Here is a 13,842-nt window from a genome sequence, read left to right on the forward strand (position 1 = left end):
TGGATACCTATCGACAACCGAATGGTTGAGGGAGAAAGATCATAGCTGACGGTCGACGATGCCCGCCCGGGGGGAATCCACACAGGTCCCATGATTGGACGCCCAATGATTATCAAGAAATTAGTGGCGACCGCCCTGTTGGCCGTAGCGTCGACAGGAATAGCAATGGCCACAGCGCATGGTGAGGGCACCCTGGCAGACCTCACGATGAACGGGGTGGATGGTCCTATCTCCTACACGACGACGCTGGCGGCGGATCACCGTACCGCTACCGTCGATCTGGCCTCGGGGAAGTTCGAGGTGACGCCGGACGCGGTCAACGTGATCGCCGACAACGGCGCGATCGTCGGCACGATACCGACGACACTGCGTATGGAGACCGGGCAGAACTTCAGCGTCACACCCGCGCTCGACCAGTCGGGTAGGACGTTGACGTTGACACCGGCGGCCGGCGTGCCGTCGCCCGCCGCGGTCACACCCGAGGTGCAGGGCCTGATGCACGACGCCCTGTTCGGCGGCGCGGTGATCGGTGCGGCGATCGGCTGCGCGATCGGCATCGCCATCGGAATCTGGTTCTTCGTCGTCGGCGCCGTCATCGGTTGCGCGGTCGGCGCCGCAGTCGGTGCGTGGTTCGGCTTCTTCTTCACGCCGTTCTGATCCATCGGAAGAACCGAATCGAGGAAATCCACACGGCCGGGCGGTCACCATCCGCCCGGCCTCGCACTACGCGAAATCGTCACCGGCCCCTGCTCGCCGCCTCGGCCGCGCCGCAGGCACCACCGAGCGACCCTCCCGCCATGACGACAGCGTCCTGACGCATCGGGGTGCGGCGGCCGACTTGCCGACGGCCGTCACGCCCCGCGACTGCTACCCGGCCGACCGTGCTCTACCGCAGACACGGTGCTCTTGGCGCCCACCATGCGTACGAGGCTGAAGATGGGGAGACCGATCACCAGATGTTCGATGCCGGTGGAGATACCCACCCACAGGTGGCTGGACAGCGCCAGTGGGATGATCACCGCCGCGGCGGTGAGGATTCCGACGATCCAGCCGAAGAACAGTTCCGGTGACGGAGTGCCCAAGCGAAGCAGATACCAGAGCACCCCGGCCAGCAGTGCGCAGATGAAGGCCACCACGGCGAACCAGTACGCGTCCTGGGACATCGGGCTCCACACCCCGAACTCACCGCTCTCGGTGACCCGGGTGGCGATGATCTCGATGATCCAGGCGCACAACCAGGCGGCCAGCGCGGTCACCACGGCCGCCGCGATCACACCGCCGACGAACATGCCGACGTTGACGTCCGGACCCTGTTGTGGCCGCGACCGACGGGCCGGACGATCGGACTCGTACGCGCTGTATCCGTGATCGGGGCCGTACCCCGAGCCGTGGCCGTATCCGGAATCTTGGCTGTATCGGAGATCCTGGCCGTAGCCGGGTTCCGGGCTGTATCCGGAATCTTGTTCGTACCCGCGATCGCGGTTGTATCCCGGATCACGGTAATTCCCCGGCTGATAACCGGGTTCATAACGTGCGGTGTGCTGGTCGCGCGGATCCATGGGATTCAACCGCCGATCACCTCCGTCCGAAGCATGCGTGTGCGTCGAGTGTAGGGCCGCACCGCACCGACTGCCGCCCGCCTCCCCAACTCCCCTCTCCGCCGTGGTCATACCACGGTGCACACCGCCTCGATGGAACCCGCTGCCGCGCAGCGCAGTTATACCTGTCCGGGCACGAGGCCGCGGAAATCTCCCGCTCTCCTCCCTGTCCCGCAGCAGCGTTGGCCGAGGAACCGATGAAACCGCCTGGTGCCGTATCCGACCCGATAGGACCGGTGTCGCGATCGATATGTTGGCCCGATCGCGACACCGGCCTGTTCGTCCGTGGCCGGGCATCGCACGAACGCGATGGACCGCGCGACCGGGATCACCGGGGCCGCGCGGTTGCGGCCCGTCTTCGCCACCCGGCATCCGTGACCGCTCGGCGGTGCGCGCGGTTCATGCCACACTGGCGTAGATGGAGCGAGCGAATGCCGGCCGGATTCGCCTCCCGGTCAGTTCGCGATGGCCTCGAACATGCCGGGCTGGTAGGAACCTCCCGCCATGCGCGTGATCACGCCCAGCCGGTTGGCCGCGTTGATCATGGCGACCAGGTAGATCAGCGCGGCGACCTGGTCGTCGTCGTAGTGCGCGCGCACCCGCGCCCAGGTCTCGTCGGAGACGCCGCGGTGGGCGTCGGCGAGCCGGGTGCCCTCCTCGGCCAGCGCGAGCGCGGCCCGCTCGGCCTCGGTGAACACCCCGGACTCGCGCCACGCGGCGACCAGGTTGATCCGGACCGCGGATTCACCGGCGGCCGCCAGCTCCTTGGTGTGCACGTCGGTGCACCACCCGCAACCGTTGATCTGGCTGGCGCGCAACTCCACCAGTTCCAGCGTGGCCTTCGGCAGCGTCGACTGCGCGATCGCCAGGCTGGTGCCGGCGAACCGCTTGCCGACCTTGGCGCCGAGCTCGCTGCTGTTGAGATCGAAACGGGATTCCATGACGTGGTCCTCACTCGCGTTGGTGCGTGAACGAACACCAGACGTAGGCTGCCCCAGCCGTATAACAGCGCACCGGCGTGACGTACGCCACCGTGCCGCGGTGTTACGAGACGGCGCGGCCCGGCGTCTGGTGGATGACACAGTCGACAGGGAACAGGAGCCATCCCCATGGCCGATACATCGCAGAGTGCGCGCGGCGATCGCGACACCCGCCCCGCCGCGGCGACCGACGCGTTCGTCACCCACCGCAACCTGCTGTTCACCGTCGCCTACGAGATGCTCGGCTCGGCCGCGGACGCCGAAGACGTGCTCCAGGAGACCTGGCTGCGGTGGGCGGGCGTCGAACTCGGCACGATCCAGGATCAGCGCGCCTACCTGGTGCGGATCACCACTCGCCAGGCGCTCGACCGGCTGCGCGCGCTCGGCAGGCGCAAGGAGTCCTACGTGGGCCCCTGGTTGCCCGAGCCGCTGCTCACCGCGCCCGACGTGGCCGAGGACGTGGAACTGGCCGACAGTGTGTCGATGGCGATGCTGCTGGTGCTGGAGACGCTGTCGCCGGTCGAGCGAGCGGTGTTCGTGCTGCACGAAGTGTTCGATCTGGCGTACGAGGAGATCGCCGAAGCCGTCGACAAGAGCCCGGCCGCGGTCCGCCAGCTCGCCTACCGCGCGCGGGCGCACGTCGCCGCCCGCAGGCCGCGCGGGGTCGTCTCCGCGGCCGAGACCCGCGACGCGCTCGCCGCGTTCCAGCGCGCGGTCGAAACAGGCGATCTACAGAACCTGCTCGACATCCTCGCGCCGGACGTCGTCCTGCTCGGTGACGGCGGCGGCGTCGTCCAGGCCACCCTGTCGCCCGTGGTGGGAGCCGATCGGGTGGCCCGTGTGCTGGCTGCCGGGCTGGGCAGGCTCGCGGCGGCGGCGCGGCAGCCTGCGCAGGTCAACGGCTATCCGGCGTTGATCCTGCGACGAGACGGCGAGATCGACACCGTGGTGGCGCTACGGATCGACGACGGACTCGTCACCGGCCTCTACGCCGTGCGCAATCCCGAGAAGCTGTCCCGGATGCAGCGCGAGACCGTCCTCAGCCGCTGAGCGGGGCCACACCAGCCATGATCAGCTGGAGGTAGGCGTCATCGATGTCCCCCTCGCCGAAAACCGCGGCCAGGGCGGCGCGTTCGATCCGTCCGCGCTCGGCGGCCCGCACGAGGCCGAGCGCCGCCTCTCGGCCCTTGGCGCTCGGCTCCTGTTCGATCAGCGCGGCCACGATGGCGGCGGCGCTGTCCGCGAGGAATGATCGGCGCGAGCAGCATCCACCAGAGACCGCCGTAGGCGAGGAACGCCGCACCGCCGAGCTCCCCCACGAACACCCCTACGGGGATTTGTCGCGCCCCTTACGTCCGCGCAACGAAACAGTGTTGCGCCGAAACGAACCTCGGGAGTTCCGGTGCAAGACCACAGTCCGGCGCCAGAGCAGTGATGGGTAGGCCGCTTGCCGGAATCGCCTTCGTCCACACCGGTGCGGTACCGGTCGCTGGACGGGACGGCGCGAAGTGGGTGGACGACGGCCACCGGTTCCGGGCCGTCGGCACCGGCGACTGACCGGCGAACCCGTCGCCCGAGCAGACGCGGTACCAGGACCGGAACGAACCGATAACGGTTCTGTCGTGCGGGATCGCGAACTGGCCCCGCCGCCGATTAGCCAGTGGGATGCTGGCTCGGCCGCAGAAGCCATAGCAATCGCCCGCCATCAACCGCCGGGGTGCCCGGTGGCCGACCGCGAAAGGCGAGAAACCATGAAGCTCACAGTCATCGGCGGTACGGGGCGGATCGGGTCGCAGGTGGTCCGGAAGCTGACCGCGGCCGGACACGAGGCCGTCCCCGCCGCCATGTCCACCGGTGTCGACCTGATCAGCGGTCAAGGACTGGACCAGGCGCTGGAGGGCGCGCAGGTCGTGGTCGACCTGGCGAACTCGCCGACCTTCGACGAGGCCTCGCTGGAGTTCTTCCGCACCTCCATGCGCAATCTGCTCGCCGCTGGGCAGAACGCCGGTGTCGGGCACCAGGTCGTGCTGTCGATCGTGGGCGTGGACCGAGTGCCCCAGCTCGACTACTACCGGGCCAAGACCTTGCAGGAAGACCTGCTGCGGCAGGGGCCGACGCCGTACTCCATCGTGCGCGTCACGCAGTTCTTCGAGTTCATGGACGCGGTGCTGTCCTGGACCTCCGACGGCGACACCGTCCGTCTGCCCGCCACCCCGATCCAGCCGATCGCCGCGGCGGATGTCGTCGACGCGGTCGTCGAGGTCGCCACCGGAGACCCGCTGGGCGGGATCCGCAACGTCGCGGGCCCGGATGTGTTCACCCTCGACGAACTCGGCAGGCTCACCCTCGCCGCACGGCACGACGACCGCACCGTCGTCACCGACGACACCGCGGGCATGTTCGCCGCCGTCCCCGGCGATGTGCTCACCGCGGGCCCGGACGCGCGCCTGGCGCCCACGCACTACCGGGAATGGCTCCGCAACACGCACTGAACCGCCGATCGATCAAGCGAACGGCCACTTGGTCAGCCGGTCCTCTGCCCGTGACTCGTACGGCCGTGCGCCCAGCGCACGCGCACGGTCGCGCGCCGCCACCACCTCGTCGCGCGCGCCGGGGAGACCGAGGATTCCGCGTGCGGTGCCGCGGTAGAGGCCGGACGGCCCGAGGCACACCAGGCCCGGCCATTGCACGAGCAGCGTCTCGCCCCAGCCCTGGGTCAGCGGTTCGAGTCCGGCGGTGAGCTCCACTACCCGGTCGCGCTGCCGCGGCGCCGCCTGACCCACCGCGAGCAGCGCCTCGAGCAGCAGCGGCACCCGCACGACGACGCGCGGACCATGCCATCTCCCCGGCAGCGCGACAATCGACTCGATCGACGACATCGCCCGGGCGTGGTCCCCGAGCTCCGCCGCGGCCATCGCGACCACGAGCGCGAAGTCCTCGTCGAAGTCCTCGGCCATGCGGTCCGCCTCGGCCAGTGCCTCGCCGAGCCGTCCGCGGTGCCACAGCTCGATCGAACTACTGGTCAGCAGCGAGGCCTCGGCGAGCAACCGGGCCTGATCGTCGACCGCTCCCAGATCGGCGGCGAAGCGCGTCATCAGCGCCTGGGACCGCTGGTAATCGCCACGCAGCACCGCGAGCATCACCTGCCACCAGAGCTGGGTGGCCGCGAGGTCGGTGCCGCCGTCGGTGGCGAGCCGGGCGAATTCGGCCGACAACCGGCGCACCAACCGCAGGTCGCCCGCCTCCAACGCGCAGACCCGGCGCAGATGGACCGCCGTCGCCCGGGCAGCGCGATCGTGTCCGGCGAGTTCCTCTAGTTCCTCGGCGATCTTGCGCCGGTCGGCGACGGTCGCCGGATCCCAGGTGCAGACGAACTCGGCCAGCAGCACCTGCGGCCACGACCGGCTGCCCGGTGCGCTCCGCGCCCGCGCTTCGGCCAAGGCGTCGAGATCGCCCGCGAGGCCGTGGATGGCGCGATCGGCGGCCTCGATGGCCTCCACCTCGGCCACCAGATCGGCGTCGAGATCGAGGCGGTGCGCCAGCGCCTGCGCCCGTAATCCCGGCGAACCCGTTTGCACCACACCGTATCCGGAGAAATACCCGGCTACGCCGCGCGGTGCGGCCAGCAGCGCGGTCCGCGCCAGCCCGGCCCAGTCACCGCGTTCACCGCAGCGCCGCCCCGCGCGGTCGAAACACGCGGCGGCCGCGTCGTATCGGCCCAGGCGGTTGTGCGCTTGTCCGGCGAGCCAATCGAACTCGATCGCCGCCTGCGCGTCACCGGGATCCGTGTGCCGCAGCCCGCGCGCGGCGAGTTCGGCGCATTCGGTGGCCGCATCGCGCCGCAGCGCGTCCCGCGCCGCGGCAGCACAGGCGTTCGCGGCGGCGGGATCCAGCGAATCGAGCGCGGCCGCGCTGCGATGCACTGCCTGCGCCACAAGTGCGCCGGGTCGCACGTCGGCAAGAGCGTCCGCGATCCGCTTGTGCAGCAAGGCTATTCGGACGGCGCCGATCGTGGCCAGCACGGCGGCGCGCACGAGTTCGTGCCCGAAGGCGACGACACCGTCCTCGATCGAGACCACCCGCGCGGCGACGAGTTCGCCGATCCGGTCGTCGAACTCGGGCGCGCCGTCGGCGGCGGCGACCAATCCCACCGGAGCGTGCGGGCCGATGACGGCCAGCACCTCGGCGAGCGTTCGCGCCGACGGCGAAACGCCGCCCAACTTCGCCGCCGTGATCTCGGTGGCCGCGCCCCCGACGTCCAGCGGACGTCCGGCCCGCACGAGATCGCACAGTTGCGCCGCGACGAAGGGGCTGCCGCCGCTCAACGCGACGATCTGAGCTTGCGCCTCGGGAGCCGACGAGCCCGCATCCACCCGCACCAGCTCCGCCACGGCCGAGTCGGACAGCGGCGAAAGATGCACCGCGACAGCCGAACCCGCGTCCCGAAGCAGCCGCACCGCGGCGTCCACCTCGGGCGGGAGGGGCTCGGGCCGCATGGTGAGCAGCAGCAGGACGGGATGGGCGCGCAGCACGCGCAGGGCCGCCGCGATCATTCGCACCGAGTCGGGGTCGGCCCACTGCACGTCATCGATGACCGCGACCATCCGGCCGGTCTCCCGCACCACTTCCGCGAACAGCGTGGCGAGGGCGCGCGGCGTCGGGATCCCGGGAACGGTGCGCCCGGCCAGCGCTGCCTGATCCAGCCACGGCGTCAACGTCGCCAAGGCCGAAGAACCCCCGCCGCTGCTGCCCGCGGTGAAGAAGGCCGTGTCGCCGTGGCGTCGCACGCTGTCCTCGACGACGGCCGTCTTGCCGATGCCGGGCGCGCCGCGCACGGTCACGACGACCAGCCCTCGCTGCGACCGGTCACGGGCGCGGTCGAGAACGGCGGCGACGTCGTCGCGCCCGACGAGGGCCGACCGTCCGGGCGACGGCGGCTGCGGCGGATTGCGGATCTCGTTCTCGACCCGGGCGGTGCCGGGCGCGGGATCGAGGCCGAACTCGTCGCGCAGCGCACGTCGCAGCCGGGTGAGCACGTCGAGCGCCTCGGAGACCCGTCCGCAGTCGCGCAGCGCCAGCGCCAGCAACCGCGCCGTGCCTTCCCGGTGCGGATGCCGCTCGCGCTCGTCGGTGAGCAGGGTGACCGCGTGCCGGGCCCGGCCCAGCACGATCAAGCCCTCCGCGCACAGTTCGACCAGTTCCGACCGTAGCTCGTCCAGACGCGCCCGCTCGGGCGCGAGTTCGGCGATGTCGCCGACGTCCGGCAGCGCGTCGCCGCGCCACAGTCGCAGCGCGCGTTCGAGCAGATCGACGGCGCGTGCGACGTCACCGTCGGCGTGCGCCGCGCGGGCGTCCCTGGACAGCACGTCGAGCAGGTCGAGGTCGGTGCCCGAGCCGCCGCACCGCAGCACGTAGCCGTTCGGGCCCGTCTCGATCCGCACTTCGGGGAGGGGCCGCAACGCCCTGCGCAACCGCGACACATAGCCCTGGAGGGTGACCAGGGCGCTCTCGGGCGGCCTGCCGCGCCACAACAATTCGCACAGATACCGCGCGCTGCGAGCGGTGCGCTCGGCCGCCAGGATGACCAGGAGATCGGCGTGTTTGCGCGCCGGGATGGTGATGCGAGCGCCGTCCGGGCCGCGCACCTCCAGCGGCCCGAGCACCGCGATGGCGGGCGGGTCGTCGCCGGACCGGCCGCGCACCAGCGTCACACCAGCGCCCTCGTCGACTCTTGGCTCATGACACACACGCAAGCACTCCTGCCAACCCCGGCCACCGGCGACGAGCGGACCGCAGGCGGTCCCTCTCGCGAGACTGTACTGCGGATGTGCGGCGCCGCGCTGACCATCGGCGGCGTCCTGTGCATCGCGGGCGGCACGCTGCACCCGATCGTCGCGCGCAAAGGCCACTCGGTCGAGGCGCTGACCAGCCCGGGGACACCGATCGCCCAGACGCTGCTCGGTATCGGAACCGTCCTGCTCGTGCTCGGCCTGCCCGGGATGTACGCGTGGCTGCGGCCGCGACTCGGCACGGCCGGGTTCCTCGGCACGGTCTGCTACCTGCTCGGCAATATCGTCACCGCGACCGGGCACCTCACCGTCGAATTGTTCGTCGCCTATCCCTTCGCGCACGACCCGGCCACCGCGCATCTGATCGCGGACAACGACAACATGATCGATACGACCGCGTTCGCGCTGTTCAACTCGATCGGCGGTCTGGTCATGCTCGGCGGCATGGGTCTGCTGGGGGCGAGCTTGTTGCGCCACAACACGATTCCCCGCTGGATCGCGGTGCTCACACTGCTCGGCATGGTCGGGTTCTTCCTGCCGATTCCCGCCACCCAGGGGTTGTCCGGATTCATCTACGAGGCGCCGCGCGGCATCGCCGTCGCCGCCATCGGCGTGCTGATGCTGCGCAGCCCGGCCGGACTGCGCCGCTGGGCGAAGCACACGCGCGGCCCGTCCGCACCGGACCACGAGCGGACCGCGTGATCGGGCCGCTCCGGATCGAGCCGAGAAGCCGGCACCGCGGCTCGGGGGCAGCCGCGGTGCCGGTACCTCATTCGCTCGCCACCGTCGCCGTGGACATCGCCCAGAAGTCGGCGTAACGGCCACCGTGGCGCAGCAACTCGTCGTGGCTGCCCTCTTCGACGATCCGGCCGTTGTCCAGGAAGACGATGTGATCGGCCCGGCGAACGGTCCGCAGGCGGTGCGCGACCATCACCACCGTGCGTCCCGCCATCAGCCGCTCGATGCCGTTGTGCACGGCCGCCTCGTTCACCGGGTCCAGCGCGGAGGTGACCTCGTCCAGCAGCACGATGGGCGCGTTCTTCAGCAGCGCTCGCGCGATCGAGACGCGCTGGCGCTCACCACCGGACAGCAGCGCGCCGCCCTCGCCGACATTCGTCGCCCAGCCGCGGGGCAGCCGCTCGATCACCTCGTCCAGCCGGGCCGCGTGCGCCGCGGCCCGCACGTCGGCTTCGTCGGCGCCGGGACGGCCGAGGCGCACGTTCTCCTCGATGGTCCCGTCGAAGAGGTAGACGTCCTGGAAGACGATGGCGATCCGCTCCATCAACACGTCGGTGCCGATCGCGCGCACGTCGGCCCCGCCCACCCGCACGGTGCCGCCGTCCACGTCGTAGAACCGGGCGACCAACTGCAGCAGTGTGCTCTTGCCCGCGCCGGACGGTCCGACGATGGCGACCCGCCGTCCCTCGGGCACCGACAGCGACACGTCGTCGATCACGGTACGGCCGCCGTGCCGGAAGACGACGGACTCGAACGCCAGGTCGTGTCCGGCCGGCCGGATGGGCCGGCGGGGTTCCGGCAGCGGCTCGGTGCCCAAAAGAGTGTCCAGACCGGCAAGCACGGAACGGGCGCTGCGGAGTTTGCCCGCGATTTCCGACAGTGCCAGCAGCGGGTCCGCGCAGCGGGCGGCGAGCACCAGGATGGTCAGGATCTCCGCCGCACCGACGTCGCCGCCGAGCGCCAGGTAAGCGCCCAGGGCCAGCAGCGCGGTGAACATCGCCTGGACCGTGAGCGCCAGGCCCACGATGCCGGGCAGCGCCGACAGCATCGCGCGGCGGGAGGCGCGTTCGAGTCCCGCCAACGAGTCGTCGAGCAAGCGGAATCGTTCGGCGGTCCGGCCGCCTGCCCGCAGCACCGGCTGCGCCTGCAGATATTCGATGACGCGGCCCGTGGCTTCCTCGGCGCGTTCGGTGCGTTCGGCGTCGGCGGCGGCCATCGACCGTCCGGTCCAGATCTGGATCGCCGCCACGACCGGTACGGCGGCCAGCGCGGCCAGCCCCATGCGCCAGTCGTAGGCGAGCAGCACGGCGACGATCGTCAGCGGAGTCACCGCGGCGTTGATCATCGGTGCCAGCAGATGCGCGATCACGCTCATCGCCTGCAGCACACCCTGGCTCGCCAGCACCGACACCTCTCCGACGCGGCGCGCGGTGAACCAGCCGAGCGGCAGTCGGGCCAGGTGATCGCCGAAGCGGCGATAGACCCCGCGCAAGAGCGTGGTTCCCACGAGGAATCCGGACAGATCGCTGCGATAGCGCAGCGCCGCGTAACCCGCGATCGCCGCTGCGAACGCGATCAGCCAGGGCCACGCGTCGGTGGGCGTGTTCCCGAACAGCGCCCGCAGCACCGGGGCCAGGAGCGCGTAGGACAGACCTTCGGCGATCGAGGTGGCCGTCATCAGGGCCACGGTGCGACGTACGGGCCGGGCGTACTCGTATCCCAGCACGCGCAGCAGGATGCGGATCATCGGGACTCGCCTCCTCGCGATGCCTGGTCGGTGACGTCGGCGGGCCGCGGGGTGGTCGCGTTCCGGCGGCCGCCCCACGCTCCGATCTCGCGCCGCAGCACGCCGCCGAGGGTTTCGATGTCATCGGTTCGGGCGGATCGCTGCGACCGCCAGAAGTCGGCGAACTTCCCTCCCCGCGCCACCAATTCGGCGGGGTTGCCGCGTTCGACGATCTGGCCGTTCTCCAGCAGCACGACGGCGTCGGCGTCGGCGATCGTCTCGAGCCGATGCGCGATGACCAGGATCGTCCGATCGCCCTTCAGTGTCGTCAGGGCTCGGCGCACCGCGCGCTCGGTCTGCGGATCGGCGAAGGCGGTCGCCTCGTCGAGCACGAGAACGGGCGCGTCGGCCAGCAGCGCGCGTGCGAGCGCGATCCGCTGCGCCTCACCACCGGACAATCCGGCATCGGCGCCGATGACCGTCTCGTAGCCGCGCGGCAGCTCGAGGATCCGATCATGGATGTTCGCCAGCCGCGCTGCCCGGACCACGGCGTCGCGGTCGGCCCGCGGTACCGCCAACGCGATGTTGTCCGCGACCGAGGCGCGCAGCAGCCGTACGTCCTGGAAGACGAAGGAAACCTTCCGGTAGAGCTCCCGGCTGCCGAGTGCGCGCAGATCGACGCCGCCCAGCCGGACCGATCCGTGGGTGGGGTCGTAGAACCGGGGCAACAGCTGCACCAGTGTGGATTTCCCGCTTCCCGACGGCCCGACGATCGCGGTGACCGTCCCCGGCTCGAGTACCAGGTCGATCCCGCGCAGCACCTCGTGCTCGGCTTCGTAACCGAACCGGACGTCACGCAGTTCCACCCGGTGCCCGCGCGGCGCTGTCGGGTGCGCGGGCTCCGGCAGCGACGGCACCGCGAGCACGTCCCGGATCCGGCCGACCGCGCGCCGCGCGGCCTGCAGATCGTCGAAGCCGTGGCCGAGCGCGGCGACCGGAGCGGTCAGGCCGAGTCCCAGCAGCAGAAACGGCAGCAGATCCGCCGGGGCGAGCGAACCGCTCGGGATCAGCACCGCTCCGCCGAGCAGCACGACCAGCAGCACGAACGGCGGCGACAGCACCACCTGCATCGCCGCGCCGATCCCGGCCAGTCCGTGCACCATGCGCAGGAAGGAGTCCGCGAAATCGTCGGTGGCGGTGCGGAACCTGCGGTGGGCGCGCTCGCCGGAGCCGAACGCCTTGACCACCGAGATGCCCTGGACGAACTCGACGGTCGCGCTCGCGATCCGGCCCATTCCCGCGTCGAATTCCTTCTGCTCACGCAACCGGGTGGGGGTCATCATGAGGGGTACGAGCGCCACCGCCAGCACGACCGGTACCAGCGTGATCAGGGTGAGCCGCCAGTCGACGGTGAACAGATAGATCAGCGACACCAGCGGCACCACGAATGCGGCGACGAGCTCGCCCGGGGCGTGGGCGATGAGCGGATGCACGGCATCGACGTCCTCGCCGACGATCTTCGCCAGCTCGCCGCTGCCGCGCCGGGAGAACCAGCCGATCGGCACCCGCCCCAGGCGGGCGGCCAGTTGCCTGCGGAACGACAGTTGCACCCGGCCGTCGAGCAGATGCCCGATGCCGGACGACGCGGCCGTGCACAGCAGCCGGACGAACAGTCCGGCCGCGCCCGCGAGCACGATCATCCGGACATGATCGTGATCGATAGCGTTAGGCGACAGAAGAATCCGTCCCAGCTCGACAACCGCGAGCAAGGGCGCCAGGCCCGCGACCGCGCCGACGATCTGCAGGACGACGACGGCGGCGAAACCGCCCGCGTAGGGGCGCAGCAAGGTCGCCGTGCTCGGCTCCGCCGGGGAATCGACGTCCGGCGCGGGTGGGGTGGTCTGCTTGCTCGCGTCGGCGAGTTCGATGATGGTCATCGTTCTCCCGCCTTCGTCAAATACCTTGGGAGACTGTGGTCTTGGAGGCCGCCGACGCCTCCGCAGTCAGGGCGCGGCGCAGGGCGGCGGCGAGTTCGGCGCTCTGACGCTGGGACACGTCGGCGGACATGACCGCCTGTGACCCGTGGAAGGTGCCCGGCCACTGGTGCAGTTCGACCGGCACGCCCGCTCGCAGCAGGCGCAGCGCGTAGTCGATGTCGTCGTCGCGGTTCGGGCAGAACTCGGCGGTGGCGATGTAGGCGGGCGGCAGCCCGGACAGGTCGGTGGCCCGCGCGGGCGCGGCGTACGGCGTCGCGGGCGTGACGCCCAGGTAGTGCTGCCACATCTGGGCGACCTTCGCCCGAGTCAGGAAGGGCGTGTCGGTGAAGGTGCGCGCCGACCAGGCCTGCTGCCGGTCGTCGAGGACGGGCTGATTGAGCAGTTGGAAACGGATCGGCGGTCCCTGCTCGTCGCGCGCGCGCAAGGCGACCGCGGTCGCGAGGCCCGCGCCGGCGCTGTGGCCGCCGATCGCGATCCGCGCCGGGTCGATGCCCAGCTCGGCCGCGTGCTCGGCGGTCCAGGTCAGCACCGCGTAGACGTCGTCGTGGGCGGCGGGGAACGGATGTTCGGGGGCCAAGCGGTAGCCCACCGAGATCACCGTCGCGCCGGAATTGCCGGCGAGCAGCGTGGCCCACGGATGTTCGGTGTCCAGATCACCCATGACGAATCCGCCGCCGTGCAGCCAGATGATCGCGCCCCGCGCCTCGCGGGGCCGATAGATTCGTACCGGCACCTCGACAACGCCTGGCACCGTGCGGTTCTCGATGTCCAGGTGCGCGGTGGCCGGCGCCGGGATCGCGGCGGCCAGCGCGGCGAGGTGCGCCCGGGCCGTGCCGGGGTCGGACAGGTCGGCCGGGGGGAAGAAGGGAACAGCTGCTTCGAGTTCGGGATCCAGGATCATGCCGTCGATCGTCGCGCCCGCCGGGCATGCTCGGCTTCCGGCGACGGGAGTCGCCGTCTACGTGAATACGCGTACGACGATCGCGATCGGCTGCGCCGGTCGTCGTACCCCCT

11 protein-coding genes are annotated in these 13,842 nt (G+C 70.8%); 4 read left to right on the forward strand and 7 right to left on the reverse strand.

The window, feature by feature from the left end; translation table 11 throughout:
• Positions 1-90 precede the first annotated feature (90 nt).
• Positions 91-657 carry a hypothetical protein gene (locus ABZ552_RS31460; protein WP_357441535.1) on the forward strand — a complete coding sequence of 189 codons (567 nt, stop codon included), beginning with the start codon at positions 91-93 and terminating at the stop codon, positions 655-657.
• Positions 658-851: 194 nt separating this feature from the next.
• On the opposite strand, the gene ABZ552_RS31465 is transcribed toward ABZ552_RS31460, so the two are convergent.
• Positions 852-1,559, reverse strand: a complete 708-nt coding sequence (locus ABZ552_RS31465) for a hypothetical protein (protein ID WP_350356414.1) — start codon at positions 1,557-1,559, stop codon at positions 852-854.
• Between the two features lie 494 nt (positions 1,560-2,053).
• Complete coding sequence (locus ABZ552_RS31470; RefSeq protein WP_281874144.1) at positions 2,054-2,539, reverse strand: carboxymuconolactone decarboxylase family protein; 486 nt, start codon at positions 2,537-2,539, stop codon at positions 2,054-2,056.
• A 168-nt stretch (positions 2,540-2,707) separates the two neighbouring features.
• Here ABZ552_RS31470 and ABZ552_RS31475 point away from each other — a divergent pair, with 168 nt between their 5' ends.
• On the forward strand, positions 2,708-3,628 hold the full coding sequence (locus tag ABZ552_RS31475; protein ID WP_281874146.1) for an RNA polymerase sigma-70 factor: 921 nt from the start codon (positions 2,708-2,710) through the stop codon (positions 3,626-3,628).
• Here ABZ552_RS31475 and ABZ552_RS31480 read toward each other — a convergent pair.
• The gene (locus ABZ552_RS31480; protein WP_281874148.1) at positions 3,618-3,881 is read right to left on the reverse strand and encodes a twin-arginine translocation signal domain-containing protein; all 264 of its coding nucleotides are present in this window, start codon (positions 3,879-3,881) and stop codon (positions 3,618-3,620) included. The genes ABZ552_RS31475 and ABZ552_RS31480 overlap by 11 nt on opposite strands.
• A gap of 448 nt (positions 3,882-4,329) precedes the next feature.
• Between ABZ552_RS31480 and ABZ552_RS31485 the strand changes: the two genes are divergently transcribed.
• Positions 4,330-5,070: an NAD(P)H-binding protein gene (locus ABZ552_RS31485; RefSeq protein WP_281874151.1), complete on the forward strand. Its 741-nt coding sequence runs from the start codon at positions 4,330-4,332 to the stop codon at positions 5,068-5,070.
• Between the two features lie 12 nt (positions 5,071-5,082).
• On the opposite strand, the gene ABZ552_RS31490 is transcribed toward ABZ552_RS31485, so the two are convergent.
• Positions 5,083-8,289 carry a BTAD domain-containing putative transcriptional regulator gene (locus tag ABZ552_RS31490; protein WP_357441538.1) on the reverse strand — a complete coding sequence of 1,069 codons (3,207 nt, stop codon included), beginning with the start codon at positions 8,287-8,289 and terminating at the stop codon, positions 5,083-5,085.
• Between the two features lie 27 nt (positions 8,290-8,316).
• On the opposite strand from ABZ552_RS31490, the gene ABZ552_RS31495 reads away from it, so the two are divergent.
• A complete protein-coding gene (locus tag ABZ552_RS31495; RefSeq protein ID WP_357441540.1) occupies positions 8,317-9,069 on the forward strand; it encodes a hypothetical protein in 753 nt (250 codons plus the stop codon).
• A gap of 67 nt (positions 9,070-9,136) precedes the next feature.
• Here the strand turns inward: ABZ552_RS31495 and ABZ552_RS31500 are convergent, their stop codons facing one another.
• From ABZ552_RS31500 to ABZ552_RS31510, 3 genes are read right to left on the reverse strand one after another with little or no spacing between them, the layout of a single operon-like run.
• Positions 9,137-10,852, reverse strand: coding sequence for an ABC transporter ATP-binding protein (locus ABZ552_RS31500; protein ID WP_357441541.1), 1,716 nt, complete (start codon positions 10,850-10,852; stop codon positions 9,137-9,139).
• On the reverse strand, positions 10,849-12,768 hold the full coding sequence (locus ABZ552_RS31505) for an ABC transporter ATP-binding protein (protein ID WP_357441543.1): 1,920 nt from the start codon (positions 12,766-12,768) through the stop codon (positions 10,849-10,851). Before ABZ552_RS31505 ends, ABZ552_RS31500 begins: the two co-directional genes overlap by 4 nt.
• Before the next feature lie 16 nt (positions 12,769-12,784).
• Entirely contained in the window at positions 12,785-13,729 is a 945-nt protein-coding gene (locus ABZ552_RS31510) for an alpha/beta hydrolase (RefSeq protein WP_357441545.1), read from the reverse strand.
• Positions 13,730-13,842 lie beyond the last annotated feature (113 nt).

Origin of the sequence: Nocardia sp. NPDC019219, from assembly GCF_040632645.1 — a bacterium.
In the GTDB taxonomy this organism is placed as follows: domain Bacteria; phylum Actinomycetota; class Actinomycetes; order Mycobacteriales; family Mycobacteriaceae; genus Nocardia; species Nocardia sputorum.

What these genes read in the sequence shown, in the direction of transcription:
- ABZ552_RS31495 (WP_357441540.1), top strand. Translation starts at nt 8,317, where the DNA reads ATGACACACACGCAAGCACTCCTGCCAACCCCGGCCACCGGCGACGAG.
- ABZ552_RS31485 (WP_281874151.1), top strand. Translation starts at nt 4,330, where the DNA reads ATGAAGCTCACAGTCATCGGCGGTACGGGGCGGATCGGGTCGCAGGTG.
- ABZ552_RS31510 (WP_357441545.1), bottom strand. Translation starts at nt 13,729, where the DNA reads ATGATCCTGGATCCCGAACTCGAAGCAGCTGTTCCCTTCTTCCCCCCG.
- ABZ552_RS31475 (WP_281874146.1), top strand. Translation starts at nt 2,708, where the DNA reads ATGGCCGATACATCGCAGAGTGCGCGCGGCGATCGCGACACCCGCCCC.
- ABZ552_RS31500 (WP_357441541.1), bottom strand. Translation starts at nt 10,852, where the DNA reads ATGATCCGCATCCTGCTGCGCGTGCTGGGATACGAGTACGCCCGGCCC.
- ABZ552_RS31505 (WP_357441543.1), bottom strand. Translation starts at nt 12,768, where the DNA reads ATGACCATCATCGAACTCGCCGACGCGAGCAAGCAGACCACCCCACCC.
- ABZ552_RS31470 (WP_281874144.1), bottom strand. Translation starts at nt 2,539, where the DNA reads ATGGAATCCCGTTTCGATCTCAACAGCAGCGAGCTCGGCGCCAAGGTC.
- ABZ552_RS31465 (WP_350356414.1), bottom strand. Translation starts at nt 1,559, where the DNA reads ATGGATCCGCGCGACCAGCACACCGCACGTTATGAACCCGGTTATCAG.
- ABZ552_RS31460 (WP_357441535.1), top strand. Translation starts at nt 91, where the DNA reads ATGATTGGACGCCCAATGATTATCAAGAAATTAGTGGCGACCGCCCTG.